Genomic DNA, 20,750 nt, shown 5'->3' on the forward strand with positions numbered 1-20,750 from the left:
CGCCAAGCCCGATCCCACGCAGGCCGCCCTCGACCTGACCTCGACGGCCGCCGAGGCGGAGCCGGCGCCCGCGCCGACCCGTGCCGCCCGCCGCGCCGTGGTGGCCGAGGACGAGGCGCTCATCCGCATGGACGTCGTCGAGACGCTGCGGGACGCCGGGTTCGACGTCGTCGGCGAGGCCGGCGACGGCGAGGCCGCGGTGCAGCTGGTCACCGAGCTCAAGCCCGACGTCGTCGTCATGGACGTGAAGATGCCGATCCTCGACGGGATCTCGGCGGCGGAGCGCATCGGCAAGGCGCACCTCGCGCCCGTCGTCCTGTTGACGGCCTTCTCGCAGAAGGAGCTCGTCGAGCGCGCCAACGAGGCGGGCGCCATGGCGTACGTCATCAAGCCGTTCAGCCCGGCCGACCTGCTGCCGGCCGTCGAGATCGCGATCTCGCGGTACGCGCAGATCGCCGCGCTGGAGTCCGAGGTGGCCGACCTGGCCGAGCGCTTCGAGACCCGCAAGCGCGTGGACCGGGCCAAGGGCCTGCTCATGACGAAGATGGGTCTGACGGAGCCGGAGTCGTTCCGGTGGATCCAGAAGACGTCGATGGACCGCCGGCTGACCATGCGTGAGGTGGCCGACGCTGTCATCGAGCAGGTCGGTGGCGGCTCAGCCTGACCGCTTCACGGTCTGAACGGCAGGTTTCCGGCACCTGAACGCCCGGCGTGCACCGGTCGACGTGCAGAATCTGGTCGGATGTCCAAGAAATGCACCCGTCCGGGTGACACGAGCCGACGACTGGGACTAGGCACCGCCCTCCGCGGTGGTCCATGATCGACAGCGACACCATCTCGGGCAGGGATGTCGTCACCCCGACCGGATCCCCCTCGTCCCGTCCGGAGGTCTGACTGCCGTGCGAATCGGTGTGCAAGTACGCGGAGCCCTACCCGGCGACCTCGACAGCCTTGTCGCGCTCGTCCTGACCGCGCGCCAGGAAGCCGGCGTCGGGTCGCAGCTGTGCACGGACGACGCGGCGCGTCTGCACGACCAGCTCGGCACCCTCCTGGGGATGCCCGGGGGCCGCGTCCTGCTGGCGCAGCTCGACGGCGAACCCGCCGGGCTCATGCTCGCGCGGATCGTCGGGCCGGGGCCGTTCACGGACGTCGTCGCGATGGACATCGAGGCGGTCTACGTGCAGCCCGACGCACGTCGTCGGGGCCTGGGCCGGGCGATGCTGCTCTCGGCGGTCGCGATGGCCGAGGAGGCGGGCGTCACCGAGCTGTACTCGTCGCCGCTCCCGGGTGCCCGTGGCATGCAGCGGTTCCTCGCCCGGATCGGCTTCGCGCCCGCCGCCTCGCACCGGGCCGTCTCGACGGCGGTGCTGCAGCGGCGGCTCGCCCAGGACCACGCCCCCGGCACCACCCGTCGGCTCGAGGACCTGATCGCGCGGCGTCGGCACGTGCGCGAGGCGCGACAGCTTCCCGACGAGAACCCTGCGACGCCGGCGAAGGCCGCCGATCAGTCGCGCAGCTCGATCACCATGCACGTCAACCGTGCGGTGCAGACGAGGCGACCGCCGTCGTCCTCGACCACGACCTGGTAGGTCGCCAGCCGTCCGCCCAGGTGGATCGCCGTCGCCGTTCCGGTGACCACCCCGGAACGCGCCGACCGGTGGTGCGTGGCGTTGATCTCGATGCCGACCGCGGCCCGGTCGGGCCCGGCGTGGGCCTGCGCGGCGTAGGAGCCGAGGGTCTCCGCCAGCGCCGCCGACGCGCCCCCGTGCAGGAGCCCGAAGGGCTGCGTGTTGCCCTCCACGGGCATCGTGCCGACCGCTCGGGTGGCCGACACCTCCGTGACGGTGATGCCCAGGCGCTCGATGAGCGTCCCGGCGGCAGACGGGACGAGGGCGAGGGCGTCGGTGTCGGACATGGCAGATAGGTTGGCACCCGTGAACGACGCACTGCCAGCCACCTCGCCGAGCGCCCCCGCCCGACTTCTGCTCATCGATGGTCACTCGATGGCCTACCGGGCGTTCTTCGCGCTCCCGGTGGACAAGTTCGCGACGTCGGCGGGCGAGCCGACCAATGCGGTCTTCGGGTTCTTCTCCATGATCGCCAACCTGCTGCGCGACGAGGAGCCGACGCACGTCGCGGTGGCGTTCGACGCCGGACGCACGACGTTCCGCACCGAGGTGTACGAGGAGTACAAGGGCAGCCGCGACGCTACGCCCGCGCCGTTCCGCGGTCAGGTCGACGTGATCCAGCGCGTCCTGGACACCATGCACATCCCGTACCTGTCCAAGCCCCAGTTCGAGGCCGACGACATCCTGGCCACGCTGTCCGTGCAGGCGCGGGCGCAGGGCATGCAGGTGCTCATCTGCAGCGGTGACCGCGACGCGTTCCAGCTGGTGAACGAGGACGTGACGGTTCTCTACCCGGTCAAGGGCGTCTCCGAGCTGGCGCGCATGACGCCGGCCGCGGTCGAGGCCAAGTACGGCGTCCCGCCCGGGCGGTACCCGGACCTCGCGGCGCTGGTGGGGGAGTCGAGCGACAACTTGCCCGGCATCCCGGGCGTCGGTCCCAAGACGGCGGCCAAGTGGATCGGTCAGTACGACGGGCTCAAGGGGATCCTCGCCAACGCCGCCGAGGTGCCCGGCAAGGCGGGCGAGTCACTGCGCGAGAACGTCGAGCAGGTCGCGCTGAACCGTCAGCTCAACGCGCTGCTCACGGACGTCGAGCTGCCGCTCGGGCCGGAGGACCTGGCGGCCAGGCCGTGGGACCGTCCGGCCCTGCACGCGATCCTCGAGGAGCTGGAGTTCCGGGCGATCCGGGACCGCCTGTTCGCCATGCTTCCGGACGAGGGCGAGGACTCCGCCACGGCGGTCGCTGCGGCCCAGCTGAACCTCACCGTGGTCGGCGTCGGAGAGCTGAGCGCGTGGCTCGCGGACCGTGCCGGTCAGCCGCTCGGGCTCGACATCCGCGGATCCGGCGCGCCGGCCCGCGGCGACGCCTGGGGGATCGCCCTGGCGGACCTCGACGGGGACGCCGCCGCGTTCGACCTGCAGCAGATCGATCCCGCGGACGAGAACGCACTGGCCGCGTGGCTCGCTGACTCGGCCGCGCCCAAGGTCGTGCACGCCGCGAAGGAGGCGTGGCACGCCCTCGCCGGCCGGGGTCTTCCGCTCGCGGGCGTCGCCTTCGACACTGAGCTGGCCGCCTACCTGTGCCAGCCGGACCGCCGCGCCTACGACCTCGCTGACCTGGCGATCGGGTACCTGCGTCGCGAGCTCGGGGCCACGGACACCGACGACGGCGGGCAGGGTCTGCTGGACCTGGAGATCGACGGCACCGACGAGGGCCGCCGTGCCGCGGTGCGCGCCGCGGCGGTCCGGGACCTGTACGACGTGCTGGGCGGCGAGATCGCCGACCGCGGCGCGACCGGGCTGCTCACCGACCTCGAGCTGCCGCTGGTGGACGTGCTCGCGCGGATGGAGAGCACCGGGATCGCCACCGACCAGACGTACCTGAGCAGCCTGGAGAAGTCGTTCGACGCGCAGGTGCAGGAGGCGGCCGGGGACGCCTACGACGTGATCGGTCGCGAGGTGAACCTGGGCTCGCCCAAGCAGCTGCAGGAGGTCCTGTTCGACCAGCTCGGGATGCCGAAGACCAAGAGGAACAAGACGGGCTACACCACCGACGCCAACGCGCTCACGGACCTGTTCGCGCGCACCCAGCACCCGTTCCTCGAGCACCTGCTCGCGCACCGCGACGCCATCCGGCTGCGCCAGACGGTCGAGGGGCTGCTCCGTTCCGTCGCGCCGGACGGGCGCATCCACACCACGTTCCAGCAGACGATCGCGGCGACCGGAAGGTTGTCGTCGGCGGACCCGAACCTGCAGAACATCCCGATCCGCACCGAGGCGGGTCGCCAGATCCGCCGGGCGTTCGTCGTGGGCAACGGGTACGAGACCCTGCTGACCGCCGACTACTCGCAGATCGAGATGCGGATCATGGCGCACCTGTCCGGCGACGAAGGCCTGATCGAGGCGTTCCGGTCGGGCGAGGACCTGCACAGCTACGTCGGGTCGCACGTGTTCGGGGTGCCCACCAGCGAGGTCACGCCGGCGATGCGCTCGAAGATCAAGGCGATGAGCTACGGCCTGGCGTACGGGCTGTCCGCGTACGGGCTGTCGCAGCAGCTGAGCATCGAGGTCTCCGAGGCGTCGTCGCTGATGCAGGACTACTTCGAGAGGTTCGGGGGAGTGCGTGACTACCTGACGGGCGTCGTCCGGGTGGCCCGGACCACCGGGTACACCGCGACGATCCTCGGTCGCCGCCGGTACCTGCCCGACCTGACCAGCGACAACCGGCAGCGACGCGACATGGCCGAGCGGATGGCACTCAACGCGCCGATCCAGGGGAGCGCGGCGGACCTGATCAAGGTGGCGATGCTCGGCGTGGACCGGGAGCTCACCCGGCGCGGGCTGTCGTCGCGGATGCTCCTGCAGGTGCACGACGAGCTCGTGCTCGAGGTTGCGGCGGGGGAGCGCGACGAGGTCGAGTCACTGGTCCGGGAGCAGATGGGCGCGGCGGGCGATGCGGCCACGGACGGACCCCTGGACGTGCCGCTCGACGTCACGGTCGGCGTCGGCGAGTCCTGGCACGACGCCGGGCACTAGCGGTGCGTCATCCCAGGTGGGTGACGAAGATCGCCGTCCCAGGCAGCAGGGCGCCCCGCACAGGGCCCCAGCCGCCCCACGTTCGGTCGTGCCCGGACGGCCACTGGGGCTCGACCAGCCGGTCGAGCACGAAGCCGGCGGCGGCGAGCTCGGCGACGTGGTCGCCGAGCGTCCGGTGGTACTCGGCGTAGAGCACCGCGCCGGACTCGCCCAGCTCGGCGTACGGCGTGCGGTCGAAGTAGGACCGGGTGGCGGTGAGACCGGCCTCGCCGGGGTCGTCGGGGAACGCCCACCGGATCGGATGCGTCACGGCGAACACCCACCGGCCCCCCGGTCGCAGGACGCGGGCGACCGACGTGTGCACTCGCTCCGCGTCGGGGACGAAAGGGAGCGCCCCGAAAGCCGTGAACGCGACGTCGAACGAGGCGTCTGCGAAGGGCAGCTCGCGGGCGTCGGCCTGCACGAGCGGCGTCGTCCGGGCGACGGAGGCGTCGTAGGCGGCGCCGGCCGCGAGCATGCCGCCGGAGACGTCCGTCGCGACGACCGCGACGCCCTGCGCCACGAGCCAGCGCGCGCACTGGCCGGCCCCGGCGCCCACCTCGAGCACGGTTGCGCCGGTCAGGTCACCGAGCAGCCCGGCGTCGGCCTCGCGCAGGCCTTCCGGACACCAGCAGAAGTCGGCCGGCCCGAGGAACGCACCATGCTCCTCGAGGTAGTCGGCGGCGTTGGCGTCCCACCAGCCGCGGCCCGCCGCGCCGCCGGAGGTCGGTGGGATGTCGAGATAGCCGGCTTCGGCGAGCGGGTCGTCGGTCATGCGCCCAGTGTCCCGCGGTCGGTCTGCACCGGTGTCATCTGTGCGACTCACGAGGTGGATAGGGTGTGCTCACGGCCCCCGACGACGCGCGCCGAGCCCCCTTTCCTGCGTGTGAAGGAGTGTCAGCGTGCGAGTCGGACTGCTCACGGGCGGCGGCGACGTCCCCGGACTGAACGCCGCGATCCGTGCCGTCGTCAAGCGTGGCGAGGGCGAGTACGGCCACTCGATCATCGGGTTCCGCAACGGCTGGCGTGGTGTCGTCGACGGGTTCAGCGTGCCGCTCAGCCGTCAGCACATCCGCAACCAGCTGGCCGTCGGCGGGACGCTGCTCGGCACGGCGCGCTACCACCCGCACGCCTCCGACGGCGGCCTCGATGCCGTCCTGTCGACGCTCGAGTCGGAACGCATCGAGACGCTCATCTGCATCGGCGGCGACGGCACGCTGCACGCCGCGAGCAAGGTGGCCGAGGCGGGCGTCCGGATCATCGCGATCCCCAAGACGATCGACAACGACGTCTGGGGCACCGACCAGTCGATCGGCTTCGACACCGCGGTGGGCATCGCGACCGAGGCGATCGACCGCATCCACACCACGGCCGAGAGCCACAACCGCGTGATGATCGTCGAGGTGATGGGCCGGCACGCGGGCTGGATCGCCGCCGAGTCCGGGATCGCCGGCGGCGCCGAGCTCGTGCTGACCCCGGAGCAGCCGTTCGACATCGACAAGATCGAGCGGTTCCTCAAGCACCGGCACCGCGCGCACGCGAGCTTCTCGATCATCGTCGTCGCCGAGGGTGCCGTGCCCGCCGAGGGGACGTCGATGGACTACCAGACGCAGCTTGGGAAGTTCGGCGACATCGTTGCGGGGGCCATCGGCGAACGTCTGAAGATCGAGATCGAGAAGCGCACCGGGTTCGACACGCGGACGGTCGTGCTCGGTCACATCCAGCGCGGCGGGATCCCCTCGCACTTCGACCGAGTCCTGGGTTCGCGCTTCGGCGTCGCCGCCATCGACGCCGCGAGCCAGGGGATGTCCAACGTCATGACCGCGCTGCGCGGCGAGACCGTCCAGATGATCTCGCTCGACGAGGTGGCCGGGAAGGTCAAGTACGTGCCGGACGAGCTCCTGGCCGTTGCGCGTGCACTGGGCTGACGAGGGCCGTTCGCGCTTTGACCCACCTCCGCCGCGCGGATAGGGTAGACGGCGGTGCCGCGCGCCTTGTTGCGTCGGCGCATCCCGAACGTGCGTCTCGCACGTGGGCCTGCCTCGCACGTCGTCGCAGGTCCGGGGAAGCTCCCCATCTGCGTGGTCACCACTGAGCAGTTCACCGTGCCGCCGGCACAACATTCGTGTCCGAACAACTTCCCTGTCCGCATCGGAGCCCATCCCTACATGAGCATCACCACCCCCGCGAAGCCCGCCACGCCGCAGGTCGCGATCAATGACATCGGCTCGGCCGAGGACTTCCTCGCCGCGATCGACGCCACCATCAAGTACTTCAACGATGGCGACATCGTCGAGGGCACCATCGTCAAGGTCGACCGCGACGAGGTCCTTCTCGACATCGGTTACAAGACCGAGGGCGTCATCCCGTCCCGTGAGCTGTCCATCAAGCACGACGTGGACCCCGGAGACGTTGTCAAGGTCGGCGACGCAGTCGAGGCCCTCGTCCTCCAGAAGGAGGACAAGGAAGGCCGCCTGATCCTGTCCAAGAAGCGCGCACAGTACGAGCGCGCCTGGGGCACGATCGAGAAGATCAAGGAAGAGGACGGCGTCGTCACCGGCACCGTCATCGAGGTCGTCAAGGGCGGCCTCATCCTCGACATCGGTCTGCGCGGCTTCCTGCCCGCGTCGCTGGTGGAGATGCGTCGCGTCCGCGACCTCCAGCCGTACGTCGGCAAGGAGATCGAGGCCAAGATCATCGAGCTCGACAAGAACCGCAACAACGTGGTCCTGTCGCGCCGTGCGTGGCTCGAGCAGACGCAGTCCGAGGTGCGCTCCACCTTCCTGCAGACGCTGCAGAAGGGTCAGGTCCGCCCCGGCGTCGTGTCCTCGATCGTCAACTTCGGCGCGTTCGTCGACCTGGGTGGCGTGGACGGCCTCGTGCACGTCTCCGAGCTGTCCTGGAAGCACATCGACCACCCGTCCGAGGTCGTCGAGGTCGGCCAGGAGGTCACCGTCGAGGTTCTCGACGTCGACTTCGACCGCGAGCGTGTCTCCCTGTCGCTGAAGGCGACGCAGGAGGACCCGTGGCAGGCCTTCGCTCGGACGCACGCCATCGGCCAGGTCGTCCCGGGCAAGGTCACCAAGCTGGTTCCGTTCGGTGCGTTCGTGCGCGTCGAGGACGGCATCGAGGGCCTCGTGCACATCTCGGAGCTGGCCGTGCGCCACGTCGAGATCCCGGAGCAGGTCGTCCAGGTGGGCGACGACGTCTTCGTCAAGGTCATCGACATCGACCTCGAGCGTCGCCGCATCTCGCTCTCGCTGAAGCAGGCGAACGAGGGCTTCGACCCGACGAGCGACGACTTCGACCCCGCGCTGTACGGCATGGCGGCGGAGTACGACGAGGCCGGCAACTACAAGTACCCCGAGGGCTTCGACCCGGCCACCAACGAGTGGCTCGAGGGCTTCGAGGCGCAGCGCGAGGTGTGGGAGGCGCAGTACGCGCAGGCCCACGAGCGCTGGGAGGCGCACCGCAAGCAGGTCGCCGACGCCGCGAAGGCCGACGCCGAGGCTGCCCTGACCGCTGCCGAGGGTGGGGCGACGGCCACGTCGTCCTCGTCCTCCTCGTCTGCCGGTCCGGTTCCCTCCTCGTACTCGTCGAGCACCGAGGAGGCCGCGGGCACGCTCGCGTCCGACGAGGCGCTCGCCGCTCTGCGCGAGAAGCTCACGGGCAACTGATCACAGCACCTCGCTGAACGACGGGCCGGTCACCTTCGGGTGGCCGGCCCGTTCGTCATTCCGCCTGAGCACTTTCGGCTCGGTCCGGCAAGATGGACGGATGCAACGCATCGGACTCACAGGCGGGATCGCGGCCGGCAAGTCCGTCGCGGCGCGGCGGCTGGCGGAGCTCGGGGCGGTGGTGATCGACTCCGACGTCCTGGCGCGAGAAGCGGTCGCACCCGGGTCAGCGGGCCTCGACGCCGTCGCCGAGGAGTTCGGCACCTCCGTGCTGGCCGACGACGGGTCGCTGGACCGCCGCGCCCTCGCCGCGATCGTCTTCAGCGACCCGGCCGCGCGGGCTCGGCTCGACGCGATCGTGCACCCGATCGTGCGGCGGTTGTCGGCCGAGCGCTCCGCAGCCGCGGCCGCCACGGACCACGGTGCGGTCGTCGTGCACGACATCCCGCTGCTCGTCGAGACCGGACAGGCCGACGACTTCCACGTGGTGGTGGTCGTGGACGCGCCTGCGCTGCTGCGGGTCGAGCGGCTCGTGCGATTGCGCGGCATGGACCGCGGAGCGGCCGAGGCGCGCGTGGGGGCGCAGGCGAGCGACGCGGAGCGGCTCGCGGCCGCCGACGTGGTGCTCGACGGGACCGGGAGCGACGACGACCTGCGTGTGCAGGTGGACGCCCTGTGGGACCGGTTGGCGGTCGAGCGCGCCGACGAGCTGTCGGCGGAGACGCCGTGATCCTGCTGACCGGCTTCGAGCCGTTCGAGGGGCTGTCGTCCAACGCGTCGTGGCTCGCGGTGCAGGAGGTCGCGGCGCGCTGGACCGGTGACGACCGGCTCGAGACCCGGGAGCTGCCGGTCTCGTTCCGGGGTGCGCGGCAGGTTCTGCGGTCCGCGGTGGCCGAGCTTGCGCCGTCGCTGGTGATCGGCGCCGGTGAGGCCGGCGGTCGGTCGGCCGTCGGGATCGAGCGCGTGGCAGTCAACCTGATGGACGCACGGATCCCGGACAACGACGGGTGGTCGCCCGTCGACATGCCCGTGATCGCCGGAGCGCCCGCCGCGTTCTTCTCGACGTTGCCGGTCAAGGCGTGCGCCGCGGCCGGGCGGGCCGTCGACGTGCCGGTCGAGGTCTCATACTCCGCGGGCACGTTCGTCTGCAACGCCACCTTCTACGCGCTCCAGCACCTCCTTGCCTCCCGACCCGAGGTACGCAGCGGCTTCGTGCACGTGCCGCGGTCGGGACTCTCCACCGAGGACGTGGCGACCGCCCTTCTCGCGATCGTCCGGGCGGCGGTCTCGACGACCGACGACGACCGCGTCGCGGCAGGCACCCTGTCCTGACGCCCCACGTGTCGGTGGGGGAACGTACGGTTGTCGCATGCGTCCCGTCACCGATCTGCAGCGGACCGTCGCGCCGTTCGAGGTCATCTCGGAGTACACGCCGTCGGGCGACCAGCCCAAGGCGATCAAGGAGCTCGCCGCGCGCATCAACGCTGGCGAGAAGGACGTGGTCCTGCTGGGCGCCACGGGCACGGGCAAGTCGGCGACGACCGCCTGGCTGATCGAGAAGCTGCAGCGACCCACGCTCGTGATGGCGCCCAACAAGACGCTCGCCGCGCAGCTGGCCACGGAGTTCCGCGAGCTGCTGCCCAACAACGCGGTCGAGTACTTCGTCTCGTACTACGACTACTACCAGCCCGAGGCGTACATCGCGCAGACGGACACCTACATCGAGAAGGACTCGTCGATCAACGACGAGGTGGAGCGCCTGCGGCACTCGGCCACCAGCTCGCTGCTCACCCGGCGCGACGTCATCGTCGTGGCCTCCGTGAGCTGCATCTACGGCCTCGGCACGCCGCAGGAGTACGTCGACCGGATGGTGGCCCTGTCGGTGGGTGACCGGGTGGACCGCGACCAGCTGCTGCGCCGGTTCGTGACCATGCAGTACACGCGCAACGACATGGCGTTCACGCGCGGCACGTTCCGCGTGCGCGGAGACACGGTCGAGATCATCCCCGTGTACGAGGAGCTCGCCATCCGGATCGAGTTCTTCGGCGACGAGATCGAGGCCATCGCCACGTTGCACCCGCTCACGGGTGACGTGGTGCGTGCCGAGAAGCAGATCCACATCTTCCCCGCTACGCACTACGTCGCCGGACCGGAGCGCATGGAACGCGCGATCGCCGGCATCGAGGTCGAGCTCGAGGACCGGCTGGCGGAGCTGGAACGGCAGAACAAGCTGCTCGAGGCGCAACGACTGCGCATGCGCACCACGTACGACATCGAGATGATGCGCCAGATCGGGTCGTGCTCGGGCATCGAGAACTACTCGCGGCACATCGACGGACGGTCCGCCGGGACGGCGCCCAACACGCTCCTCGATTACTTCCCCGAGGACTTCCTGCTGGTCATCGACGAGTCGCACGTGACCGTGCCGCAGATCGGCGCCATGTTCGAGGGCGACATGTCGCGCAAGCGCGCCCTGGTGGACCACGGGTTCCGGCTGCCGAGCGCCACGGACAACCGGCCGCTGCGCTGGGAGGAGTTCGTCGAGCGGATCGGCCAGACGGTCTACCTGTCGGCGACGCCGGGCAACTACGAGCGGTCCATCTCCGACGGCGTCGTCGAGCAGATCATCCGGCCGACCGGACTGGTGGACCCGCAGGTCATCGTCAAGCCGACCACCGGCCAGATCGACGACCTGCTGGGCGAGATCCACGACCGGGTGGAGAAGGACGAACGCGTCCTGGTGACCACGCTGACCAAGAAGATGGCCGAGGACCTCACCGACTACTTCCTGGAGAAGGGCGTCCGCGTCCGGTACCTGCACTCGGAGGTGGACACCCTGCGCCGTGTGGAGCTGCTGCGTGAGCTGCGCCTGGGCGAGTACGACGTGCTCGTCGGCATCAACCTGCTGCGTGAGGGTCTCGACCTGCCGGAGGTCTCGCTCGTGGCCATCCTGGACGCCGACAAGGAGGGCTTCCTGCGGTCCGGCCGGTCGCTCATCCAGACGATCGGTCGCGCGGCCAGAAACGTGTCGGGCGAGGTGCACATGTACGCCGACCGGATCACGGACGGCATGGCGCAGGCGATCGAGGAGACGACGCGCCGCCGCGAACGGCAGGTGGCGTACAACCTCGAGCACGGCATCGACCCGACCCCGTTGCGCAAGAAGATCAACGACATCACGGACCTGCTCAACCGCGAGGACGCCGACACGGCCGAGCTGCTGGGCGGCGGCGGTCGGCAGACGAGCCGCGGGAAGGCGCCCGTGCCTGGGTTCGGCTCGCGGGGAAAGCCGCGCGACGAGCGGACGCGGCTGACGGGTGCGGCGGCCGGGGAGCTCGCGGACCTGATTCAGCAGCTCTCCGACCAGATGCACGCCGCGGCTGCGGAGCTGCAGTTCGAGCTCGCAGCCCGGCTGCGCGACGAGATCTCCGGCATGAAGAAGGAGCTCCGCCAGATGCAGGCGGCGACGGCCTGAGCCCCACCGGGTTGCCCCGCTCCGGGTGCCCTATGCTTGCGCACGTTGAAGGGGAGTACCCCAGTCACGGTTACGTCGTCATCACGGACCCGCCCGCGCGGGGCCCGGCGCGATCGGTCCGCCACAGACACGGTGTGCGGGCGGGGGAGACCTTCGGTCACGATGTTCTTCGTACCGGAGGTATATCCATGGGCGTGTCCGGCTGGGTCTGGGCAGGGACGGCGGTCTTCGTCGTCGGGCTGATCGTCTTCGACTTCTACGCCCACGTACGCACACCGCACGAGCCCTCGTTCTCGGAGTCGATCAAGTGGTCGATCTTCTACATCGCGATCGCCCTGGTGTTCGGCGTCGGACTCGGGATCGCCTGGGGCTGGGACTTCGGCACGCAGTACTTCGCCGGGTACATCACCGAGAAGAGCCTGTCGGTCGACAACCTCTTCGTCTTCCTCATCATCATGACGAAGTTCGCGGTGCCCCGGATCTACCAGCAGAAGGTGCTGCTGGTCGGTGTGGTCATCGCCCTGGTGCTCCGAACGATCTTCATCCTGGCCGGTGCCGCGGCGATCGAGCAGTTCTCCTGGGTGTTCTACCTCTTCGGTGCCTTCCTCGTGTACACCGCGATCAAGCTGGCCCGAGAGAAGCACGACGAGGAGCACGAGCCGAAGGACGAGCCGGACGGGCTGGCGGTGCGGCTGCTGAAGCGCATCGTCCCCACGACCGAGGAGTACCACGGCGACCGGTTGAGCGTCCGCATCGACGGCAAGCGGCTGTTCACGCCGATGCTCGTCGTCATGGTCGCGATCGGCTCCACGGACCTGCTCTTCGCGCTCGACTCGATCCCGGCGATCTACGGCCTGACCGACGAGGCGTTCATCGTGTTCACCGCGAACGCGTTCGCGCTGCTGGGGCTGCGCCAGCTGTACTTCCTGATCGGTGGGCTGCTGCAGCGGCTCGTCTACCTGTCCCTGGGACTGGCGGTCATCCTCGGATTCATCGGGGTCAAGCTCGTGCTGCACGCGCTGCACGTCAACGAGCTGCCGTTCATCAACGGAGGGGAGCCCGTGAGCTGGGCGCCCGAGATCCCGATCTGGGTGTCCCTGACGTTCATCCTCGGCACGCTCGCAGTCGCGACGATCGCGAGCCTGGTGAAGACCCGCGACGACGTCCACCCCGTCCCGTCGAGCGAGAGCTGAGCGCCCGCACGTGGTCGTCACACCCCTGATCTGGGCGGTCTCGCTCGTGCTCGTCGGCGCGCTGCTGGTCGTCGACGTCGCCGTCGTCGCCCGGCGCCCGCACATCCCGACCACGGCCGAGTGCCTGCGCTACCTGGCGTTCTACATCGGCCTGGCGGTCCTGTTCGGGCTCGGCGTCTGGGCCGCCTGGGGCGCCGACTACGGCGGACAGTTCTACGCGGGCTGGCTCACCGAGTACTCGCTGTCGGTGGACAACCTCTTCGTGTTCCTGCTGATCATGGGCAAGTTCGCGGTGCCCCGGCAGTACCAGCAGACGGCCCTGCTGGTGGGCATCATCCTGGCGCTGATCTTTCGGGGCATCTTCATCTGGGCAGGCGCCGCGGTCATCGACGCGTTCAGCTGGGTGTTCTACGCGTTCGGGGCGTTCCTCGTCTGGACCGCCATCCGGGTGGGCCGCGAGGGCGAGTCCGGCGACGACGAGTTCAGGCCGCCGCTCCTGCTGCGGCTGGTGCAGCGATGGTTCCCGGCGACCGACGAGTACCACGGCGTGAGGCTGACCGTCGTCGAGCACGGCCGCCGGCTGATCACGCCCATGCTCATCGTGCTCGTCGCTCTGGGGGCCACCGACCTGCTGTTCGCGTTCGACTCGATCCCGGCGATCTTCGGGCTGACCAGCGAGCCCTATCTGGTGCTCATGGCCAACCTGTTCGCGCTCATGGGCCTCCGGCAGCTCTACTTCCTGCTCGGCGACCTGCTGAAGCGCCTGGTGTACCTGAACATCGGCCTCGCGGTCCTGCTCGGGTTCATCGGCGTCAAGCTGATCCTGCACGCGTTGGCGGAGAACGAGGTGCCGTTCATCAACGGTGGGGAGCCGGTGCCGTGGGCTCCGGACGTCCCGACGTCCGTGTCGCTCGCCTCGATCGTGCTCATCCTCGGGGTGACGACGGTCGCCAGCCTGGCCAAGACCCGCCGGGACACGAGGACGGGCTAGCCGCTCCAGGCCCCCGAGACGATCTTCCACTCGCGGACGTCGGTCGCCGCGATGACGCCGGCATGTGCGAACGGGTCGGCGGCCAGGATCGCGTCGAGGGCCGCCGCGTCCGTGGTCTCGAAGACCAGCAAGGCTCCGGCGTCGCCTCCGACGAACGGTCCCGACCCGCGCAGCTCGGAAAGGCTCCGCAGGTAGGCGTGGTGGTCCGGCCGGACGCGGTCGCGGGTCTGGTCGCTGTCCTCGGCGTAGGTGTATCGGACGGCATAGGTGGGCATGAGGCCATCCTGCCGGACTCGGATGGCAGAGTGTCGGGCATGGCACGCCTGCTGCGAACCCTGCTCACCGACGACCTCCTGGCTCGCGTCCACGACCGCGCCGCGGGCCACGACCGGGACAACTCCTTCCCGCACGACGATCTGGCGGACCTCGTTGCCGTGGGGTACCTGACGGCGTTCGTGCCGGAGCGCCTCGGCGGTGCTGGCCTGACCCTCGAAGAGGTCTCGCGCGAGCAGGTGCGCCTGGCGGCGGCTGCGCCGGCGACCGCCCTCGCGGTCAACATGCATCTGGTGGTGACCGGCCTGGCGGCGCTGCTGGCGGCGCGCGGCGACGACTCGGTCAAGTTCATCCTCGAGGACGCTGCCGCGGGGGAGATCTTTGCGTTCGGCAACTCCGAGGGCGGCAACGACCTCGTGATGTTCGGCAGCCGAACCCGCGCCGTGCGCCAGGAAGGCGGCGGCTACCGGTACTTCGGCACCAAGATCTTCACCTCGCTGTCGCCGGTGTGGACGCGGCTGGCGACGTTCGGGCTCGATGACTCCGACCTGCAGAACCCGCTGCTCGTGCACGGCGTCGTGTCGCGGGACGGCGGCGGGATCGAGACGCGCGACGACTGGGACACGCTCGGCATGCGTGCCACCCAGTCCGTCACCACGGTGCTCGACGGGGCCCTGGCGCCCGCCGACCGGGTGTACCGGCAGCTCCCGCCGGGTCCGAGCGGCGACCCGTTCATCTTCGCCCTCTTCGCCGTCTTCGAGGTGCTGCTCGCGGCGGTCTACACGGGGATCGGTCGCCGCGCGATCGAGCTCGGCGTCGCGGCGGCCCGCAGGCGGACGTCCATGAAGTACGACGGGCGGGCGTACGCGCAGGATCCCGACATCCGGTGGCGGATCGCCGACGCGGTCCTGGCGCAGGACGGCGCCGAGCTCCAGGTGTTCGCGCTGGCGCGCGACGTCGACGAGCAGGCGGACCACGGTGCGCGGTGGTTCGCGCAGCTGGTCGGGCTCAAGGTCCGGGCGACGGAGTCGGCACGGATGGTCGTCGACGCCGCCCTGCGGGTCTCCGGCGGAGGCTCCTACTTCAGCGGCAACGAGCTCGGCCGGCTCTACCGCGACGTGCTGGCGGGGATCTTCCATCCGTCCGACGACGAGTCGGCGCACGCGACCGTGGCCACCTCCGTGCTCGGGCCGCCCGAGGACTGACATGGAGCTGCCGGACGTCCTCGACCTGCCTGTCGGGCGGCTGCGCTCCGTGGAGCCGGCGGACTGGCGACTCGACCATGCCCTCTCCCGCGTACCCGATGTCCCCCAGTGGACGTACTACCCGGCCGAGGTGAGCGAGGCGGAGGCTCGGGCGCGGATCGCCCGGAGCATCGAGCAGCGTGTGGACGGGCGTGGTGGCCGCTTCGTGGCGGAGCTCGAGGGGCGCCCGGTGGGCACCATCGGCGTCTCCGTACGAGTCGACGGCCCACACCTGTACTACGCGTTCCTGCCCGAAGGACGGGGCCGCGGTCTGGCGACCTCCGCCGTCCGCGCGCTCACGTCCTGGGCCGTCGCGCACGGCGCACCCCGTGTCCACGCCCGGACGATGCTCGGCAACGCCGCCAGCGAGCGGGTGCTCGAACGGTCCTCGTTCGTCCCGGTCGGTGTCGAGGTCGAGCCGGGCGGGGTGACCCTCACCCGCTGGGTTACTCGTCCGTAACTTACGCGTCCGTAGGTTAGCGTGGGCGGATGACGACAGGGCAGCCGCCGAGCGAGGTCACCATCCCCGACGAACCGCTCGGCGCGGCGTTGGACCGGGCGGCGGCGCGGTGCCCCGACCGCGTAGCCGTGGACTTCCTGGGTGCCCAGACGACCTACGCCGAGCTGGCCGCCGCCGTCGACCGCGGCGCGAACGCGTTGCTCGATCTCGGCGTCCAGCCCGGTGACCGCGTGGCGCTGGCGATCCCGAACTGCACGTCCCACGTGATCGCCTTCTACGCGGTCCTGCGCATCGGCGCCGTCGTCGTCGAGCACAACCCGACGTACACCGCGTCGGAGCTCGCCCACCAGCTCACGGACTCCGGTGCCGTCGTGGCGCTCGTCTGGGAGAAGACGGTGCCGGCGGTCCTCTCGTCGCTGACCACGACCCGGCTCCGCGCCGTCGTCGCCGTCGACCTGACGGCGGACCTGCCGGCGTCGAGCCGCTGGAAGCTGCGCCTCCCGGTGCCTCGTGCGCGCCGGCTGCGGGCGGCGATGCGGGGGCCTCTGCCGCCCGCGTTCCCGCGGTGGCACCACCTGGTCGCCAGGACGGACCCGATCGACCCGTCCTACCCGCGCCCCGTGTCCGGCGACCTCGCTCTGCTCCAGTACACCGGCGGTACGACGGGGACGCCGAAGGGAGCGATGCTCACGCACCGCAACCTCGTCGCGAACGCCGTGCAGGGTCAGGCGTGGACCGCGGCCGAGCAGGACACGGAGGTGGTCTACGGCGTTCTTCCGTTCTTCCACGCCTTCGGGTTGACCTTGTGCCTGAGCTACGCGACGCGGGTGGGCGCCACCCTCGTCGCCTTCCCGAGCTTCGATCCCGCACTCGTCCTGACGGCCCAACGGCGACTCCCCGGCACGTTCCTGCCGGCTGTCCCGCCGATGCTCGACCGGCTCGCGGCGGCCGCCGAGCCTGGTGATCTCGCGTCCTTCCGGTACGCGATCTCCGGCGCCATGGCCCTGCCGATCGAGACCGCGCGTCGGTGGGAGGATGCGACCGGAGGGCTGGTGATCGAGGGGTACGGGATGACCGAGACGTCACCCGTGGCGCTGGGCAACCCGTTGACCGAGGGCCGGCGCCCCGGCACGCTCGGCCTGCCGTTCCCCAGCACGCAGATCCGGGTGGTCGACCCGACGGACGCGTCGCGCGACGTGCCTCAGGGCGAGCGCGGGGAGCTCCTCATCCGCGGGCCCCAGGTGTTCGCCGGCTACTGGCGGCGTCCCGACGAGACCGCCGAGCAGCTGCTGCCCGACGGGTGGCTGCGGACCGGCGACGTGGTGACCGTCGACGAGACGGGCTGGGTTGTCCTGGTCGACCGTCTCAAGGAGCTCATCGTCAGCGGCGGGTTCAAGGTCTACCCGTCGCAGGTCGAGGACGGGCTGCGGCAGATGCCGGGGATCGCCGACGTGGCGGTGGTGGGGGTCCCGGGAGGCGACCTGGGCGAGACCGTCGTGGCTGCGGTCGTGCTCGACGCGGGCGCCACGGGCATCGATCTGGAGTCCGTCCGGTCGTGGTGCGAGCAGCGCCTTGCGCGCTATGCGCTGCCGCGTCGGCTCGTGGTGCTCGACGAGCTGCCGCGGTCGCAGGTGGGCAAGGTCCTGCGGCGTCAGGTGCGCGACCTCGTGCTCGCGCAGTAAATCGCTGCCGGGGCCGGTCCGGACCCCGACATACTCCCGGGCATGGACACCACCCGCGAACGCCTGCGCGCCGGTTTCCGGTGGGTCGGCGACCGGTCGGGCTACGGGCGATACTCCGACGTCACCGGATGGTGGGCCGACGCCGCGACCCTGGATGCGCTCGGTCCCGAACTCGCGGGGCTGTTCGCCGACTCGGGCCCCACCGTCGTCCTTGGTCCGCAGTCGCGTGGGACCCTGCTGGGCGCGCTCGTCGCCCGCTCGATCGGGGTCGGCCTGGTCGAGGTGCGCAAGGATCCGGGCCGCGCCTGTGACAGCGACGCCTGGCGGGAAGCCACGACCCGGCCCGACTATCGCGACCGACACCTCCGGCTGGGCGTCCGACGGGACCTGCTCCGGTCGGGGGACCGTGTGCTCTTCGTGGATGACTGGGTGGCGACGGGCGGACAGGTCGAAGCCTGCCACCGACTGGTCCAGGCGAGCGGCGCCCACTGGATCGGCGCGGCGGTGATCGTCGACGCCCTGCCCGACCCCCGGCTGCGCCGCGACCTCGAGATCCGCGGGCTGGTGCGTGTCCGAGACCTCTCGTGACCGGCCGTCACCAGCCTCGGGCGCGCCACTCGTCGAGGTGGGGTCGTTCGGCGCCGAGCGTGGTGCCGCGTCCGTGGCCCGGGTGGACGCTCGTGTCGTCGTCGAACCGGTCGAAGACCCGTTCGGTCAGGTCGGCCATGAGGGACGCGAACGCCTCGGGCGTCGCCGTGGCGCCGGGTCCACCGGGGAACAGCGAGTCGCCGGTGAACAGGTTCACGCGACCGGCTGGCGTCCGGTAGACCACGGCGATCGAGCCGGCCGTGTGGCCGCGCAGCGCGACCACCTCGAGGCTCGCCGCCCCGAGCAGCAGCGTGTCGCCGTCGTGCAGGCGGCGGGCCACCGGGATGTCCGTCGCCTCGCCGATGGCGTCGGCGTCGTCGGCGCCCGCCCACGACGGAGCGCCCATGACCGCGACGACGGAGGCGAGCGCCCGGTGGTGGTCCGGGTGGCGGTGGGTGGTGACGACGGCGTCCAGCCGGCCGCCGCCCTCGGCGACCAGCGCGAGCAGCCGGTCCGGCTCGTCGGCCGCGTCGATCAGCAGCTGCGCGCCGCCTGCCGGTTCGTGCAGCAGGTAGGCGTTGTTGTCCATCGCTCCCACCGAGACGGATCGGATCTCGAGCTCGTCGTTCATGCCCGTCCCTCCCGACGCGCCACGGCCAGGTCGTGGCTGTGCACCGCGCGGACGAGGGCGAGGTGCGAGAGCGCCTGCGGCGTGTTTCCCGCCATCCGGCGGCCGACCGGGTCGTACTGCTCGGCCAGCAGCCCGACGTCGTTGGCGAGGCCCGTGAGGATGTCCAGCACCTCCGTCGAGGCGTCGACGTCGTCCACGCGGGCCAGGGCGTCGGCGAGCCAGAAGGAGCAGGCCAGGAATGCGTGCTCGTCGCCCGCGACACCGTCGTCCGTCTTCTCGGTCCGGTACCGGCGCAGCAGGCCCGGCGCCACCTCGAGCTCGTCGCGGATGGCGCGGACCGTGCCCGTGATCCGCGGGTCGTCGGACGGCAGGAACCCGACCTGAGCGAGCTGCAGGAGGGCGGCGTCGGTGTGCTCGGCGCCGTAGAACTGCACGAACGTCCCGCGCGCCGCGTCCCATCCGTGCGCCACGACGTCCGCGTGGATCGCGTCGCGCTCGGTGCGCCAGCGTTCCAGCGGCGCGTCGAAGCCGTGCCGTTCGGCGGCGCGGACACCCCGGTCCACGGCGGCCCACGCCATGACCTTGGAGTGCGTGAAGTGCTGCGGATCGCCCCGGACCTCCCAGATGCCGCGGTCGGGCTCGCGCCAGTGGTCGAGGAGGTGGTCGACGAGGTGCCGCTGCAGCGACCACGAGTCGTCGGTCTCGTCGAGCCCCGCGTCGCGCGCCTGCTCGAGCGCGCACATGACCTCACCGAGCACGTCGTTCTGCATCTGGTCGACCGCGGCGTTTCCCACCCGGACCGGCCTGCTGCCGGCGTATCCGGCGAGGTGGTCCAGCGTGCGTTCCGGCAGCTCTCGGCCGCCGTCCACCCGGTACATGATCTGCAGGTCGTCCGAGCTCCCGGCCACCGCGCGCAGCAGCCAGCCGCGCCAGTCCATGGCCTCCTCGTCGTACCCGTGCTCGAGCAGCGCCTCGAGCGTCAACGCGGCGTCCCTGAGCCACGAGAAGCGGTAGTCCCAGTTGCGCTCCCCGCCGAAGTCCTCCGGCAGCGACGTCGTCGGGGCCGCGACGATGCCGCCGGTCTCCCGGTCGGTGAGCAGACGCAGGACGAGCAGTGACCGGACGACAGCCTCGCGGTAGGAGCCCTGGTAGGCACAGCTGCGCGCCCACAGGCCCCACGCGACGCGCGACTCGTCCAGCCGCTCGAGGATGCCCAGCCGGGGCGGCACCGGGTCCCACGAACGCGTCCACGTGAGCGAGAGCTCGACCGATTCGCCGGCACCGAGCGTGAACCGGTCGGCGTGCCGCCGGCCGTCGGGGGTGGGCAGGCGGTCGCCGCGCAGCAGCAGCGAGTCCGGACCGGCGATCGCCCGGATGGTGTCGGCGCCGTCGGCGTCCGTGACGTGGTGCACCCACGGTTCGACCGCTCCGTACCCGAACCGCACGATCCACTCGTGCTCTACCTCGACGGTGCCGCGGGTGCACTCGATCCGCCGGACCAGGTCGGAGCGGCCGTCGTTGAGGGGCATCGTCTCGAGCACGACCGCGGCCCCGTGGGGTGACTCGTAGGTCGTCTCCAGGACGAACGAGTCGTCGAGGTAGCGGCGCGTGACCGCTGTGGCGTCGCGGACGGTGAGCAGCCAGCGGCCGTTCTCCGGCGTGCCGAGCAGGCGCGCGAAGCACGCGGCCGAGTCGTACGTCGGCAGGCACATCCAGTCGATCGAGCCACGCCGCGAGACGAGCGCGGCCGTGCTCCCGTCGCCGAGCACCGCGTACTCCTCGATCGGCACCGGATCAGGGTCGTGGTCGGCGTGCATGGGCCCGAGCATGATC

At 70.9% G+C, this 20,750-nt stretch carries 19 protein-coding genes; 14 read left to right on the forward strand and 5 right to left on the reverse strand.

From position 1 onward, the window contains the following. Positions 1-34: 34 nt before the first annotated feature. Both ACPPVS_RS08515 and ACPPVS_RS08520 read left to right on the forward strand, forming a co-directional pair. The gene (locus ACPPVS_RS08515) at positions 35-664 is read left to right on the forward strand and encodes an ANTAR domain-containing response regulator (RefSeq protein ID WP_426595919.1); all 630 of its coding nucleotides are present in this window, start codon (positions 35-37) and stop codon (positions 662-664) included. Between the two features lie 391 nt (positions 665-1,055). Continuing rightward, complete coding sequence (locus ACPPVS_RS08520) at positions 1,056-1,589, forward strand: N-acetyltransferase family protein (RefSeq protein ID WP_426595626.1); 534 nt, start codon at positions 1,056-1,058, stop codon at positions 1,587-1,589. On the opposite strand, the gene ACPPVS_RS08525 is transcribed toward ACPPVS_RS08520, so the two are convergent. Continuing rightward, complete coding sequence (locus tag ACPPVS_RS08525; protein ID WP_426595628.1) at positions 1,505-1,915, reverse strand: PaaI family thioesterase; 411 nt, start codon at positions 1,913-1,915, stop codon at positions 1,505-1,507. The genes ACPPVS_RS08520 and ACPPVS_RS08525 overlap by 85 nt on opposite strands. On the opposite strand from ACPPVS_RS08525, the gene polA reads away from it, so the two are divergent. Then, complete coding sequence (gene polA, locus ACPPVS_RS08530; protein ID WP_426595630.1) at positions 1,914-4,664, forward strand: DNA polymerase I; 2,751 nt, start codon at positions 1,914-1,916, stop codon at positions 4,662-4,664. The genes ACPPVS_RS08525 and polA overlap by 2 nt on opposite strands. A 7-nt stretch (positions 4,665-4,671) precedes the next feature. Here the strand turns inward: polA and ACPPVS_RS08535 are convergent, their stop codons facing one another. Continuing rightward, positions 4,672-5,478, reverse strand: coding sequence for a class I SAM-dependent methyltransferase (locus ACPPVS_RS08535; RefSeq protein WP_426595631.1), 807 nt, complete (start codon positions 5,476-5,478; stop codon positions 4,672-4,674). 127 nt (positions 5,479-5,605) lie between these two features. Here ACPPVS_RS08535 and ACPPVS_RS08540 point away from each other — a divergent pair, with 127 nt between their 5' ends. From ACPPVS_RS08540 to ACPPVS_RS08570, 7 genes are all read left to right on the forward strand, one after another. Beyond that, entirely contained in the window at positions 5,606-6,631 is a 1,026-nt protein-coding gene (locus tag ACPPVS_RS08540) for a 6-phosphofructokinase (RefSeq protein WP_426595632.1), read from the forward strand. Between the two features lie 240 nt (positions 6,632-6,871). Then, positions 6,872-8,380, forward strand: a complete 1,509-nt coding sequence (gene rpsA / locus ACPPVS_RS08545) for a 30S ribosomal protein S1 (RefSeq protein WP_426595633.1) — start codon at positions 6,872-6,874, stop codon at positions 8,378-8,380. A gap of 100 nt (positions 8,381-8,480) precedes the next feature. Continuing rightward, positions 8,481-9,110 (forward strand): dephospho-CoA kinase, encoded by a 630-nt coding sequence (coaE, locus tag ACPPVS_RS08550; protein WP_426595634.1) that lies wholly within the window; start codon positions 8,481-8,483, stop codon positions 9,108-9,110. Further along, positions 9,107-9,712: a pyroglutamyl-peptidase I gene (locus tag ACPPVS_RS08555; RefSeq protein ID WP_426595636.1), complete on the forward strand. Its 606-nt coding sequence runs from the start codon at positions 9,107-9,109 to the stop codon at positions 9,710-9,712. The genes coaE and ACPPVS_RS08555 overlap by 4 nt, the downstream gene beginning before the upstream one ends. Positions 9,713-9,749: 37 nt before the next feature. Beyond that, complete coding sequence (uvrB, locus tag ACPPVS_RS08560) at positions 9,750-11,855, forward strand: excinuclease ABC subunit UvrB (protein ID WP_426595638.1); 2,106 nt, start codon at positions 9,750-9,752, stop codon at positions 11,853-11,855. A 188-nt stretch (positions 11,856-12,043) separates the two neighbouring features. Further along, positions 12,044-13,048 carry a TerC family protein gene (locus tag ACPPVS_RS08565; protein ID WP_426595639.1) on the forward strand — a complete coding sequence of 335 codons (1,005 nt, stop codon included), beginning with the start codon at positions 12,044-12,046 and terminating at the stop codon, positions 13,046-13,048. Between the two features lie 10 nt (positions 13,049-13,058). Continuing rightward, positions 13,059-14,039, forward strand: a complete 981-nt coding sequence (locus ACPPVS_RS08570) for a TerC/Alx family metal homeostasis membrane protein (protein WP_426595640.1) — start codon at positions 13,059-13,061, stop codon at positions 14,037-14,039. Here ACPPVS_RS08570 and ACPPVS_RS08575 read toward each other — a convergent pair. Further along, a complete protein-coding gene (locus tag ACPPVS_RS08575) occupies positions 14,036-14,314 on the reverse strand; it encodes a YciI family protein (RefSeq protein ID WP_426595641.1) in 279 nt (92 codons plus the stop codon). The genes ACPPVS_RS08570 and ACPPVS_RS08575 overlap by 4 nt on opposite strands. Positions 14,315-14,353: 39 nt before the next feature. Between ACPPVS_RS08575 and ACPPVS_RS08580 the strand changes: the two genes are divergently transcribed. Genes ACPPVS_RS08580 through ACPPVS_RS08595 form a run of 4 tightly spaced genes read left to right on the forward strand, consistent with a single transcriptional unit; the run spans position 14,354 to position 18,286 of the window. After that, a complete protein-coding gene (locus tag ACPPVS_RS08580; RefSeq protein WP_426595642.1) occupies positions 14,354-15,517 on the forward strand; it encodes an acyl-CoA dehydrogenase family protein in 1,164 nt (387 codons plus the stop codon). Position 15,518: 1 nt separating this feature from the next. Continuing rightward, positions 15,519-16,016: a GNAT family N-acetyltransferase gene (locus ACPPVS_RS08585; RefSeq protein ID WP_426595643.1), complete on the forward strand. Its 498-nt coding sequence runs from the start codon at positions 15,519-15,521 to the stop codon at positions 16,014-16,016. Positions 16,017-16,045: 29 nt separating this feature from the next. After that, complete coding sequence (locus tag ACPPVS_RS08590) at positions 16,046-17,698, forward strand: AMP-binding protein (protein ID WP_426595644.1); 1,653 nt, start codon at positions 16,046-16,048, stop codon at positions 17,696-17,698. A gap of 42 nt (positions 17,699-17,740) precedes the next feature. Further along, positions 17,741-18,286: a phosphoribosyltransferase family protein gene (locus ACPPVS_RS08595; RefSeq protein ID WP_426595645.1), complete on the forward strand. Its 546-nt coding sequence runs from the start codon at positions 17,741-17,743 to the stop codon at positions 18,284-18,286. Between the two features lie 7 nt (positions 18,287-18,293). Here ACPPVS_RS08595 and ACPPVS_RS08600 read toward each other — a convergent pair whose 3' ends face one another. Together ACPPVS_RS08600 and ACPPVS_RS08605 are read right to left on the reverse strand one after the other, a co-directional pair. Further along, a complete protein-coding gene (locus ACPPVS_RS08600; protein WP_426595646.1) occupies positions 18,294-18,917 on the reverse strand; it encodes an MBL fold metallo-hydrolase in 624 nt (207 codons plus the stop codon). Beyond that, the gene (locus tag ACPPVS_RS08605; RefSeq protein WP_426595921.1) at positions 18,914-20,746 is read right to left on the reverse strand and encodes a glycoside hydrolase family 15 protein; all 1,833 of its coding nucleotides are present in this window, start codon (positions 20,744-20,746) and stop codon (positions 18,914-18,916) included. Before ACPPVS_RS08605 ends, ACPPVS_RS08600 begins: the two co-directional genes overlap by 4 nt. Positions 20,747-20,750 lie beyond the last annotated feature (4 nt).

The organism is Cellulomonas sp. McL0617, assembly GCF_049994875.1.
GTDB lineage: Bacteria > Actinomycetota > Actinomycetes > Actinomycetales > Cellulomonadaceae > Cellulomonas.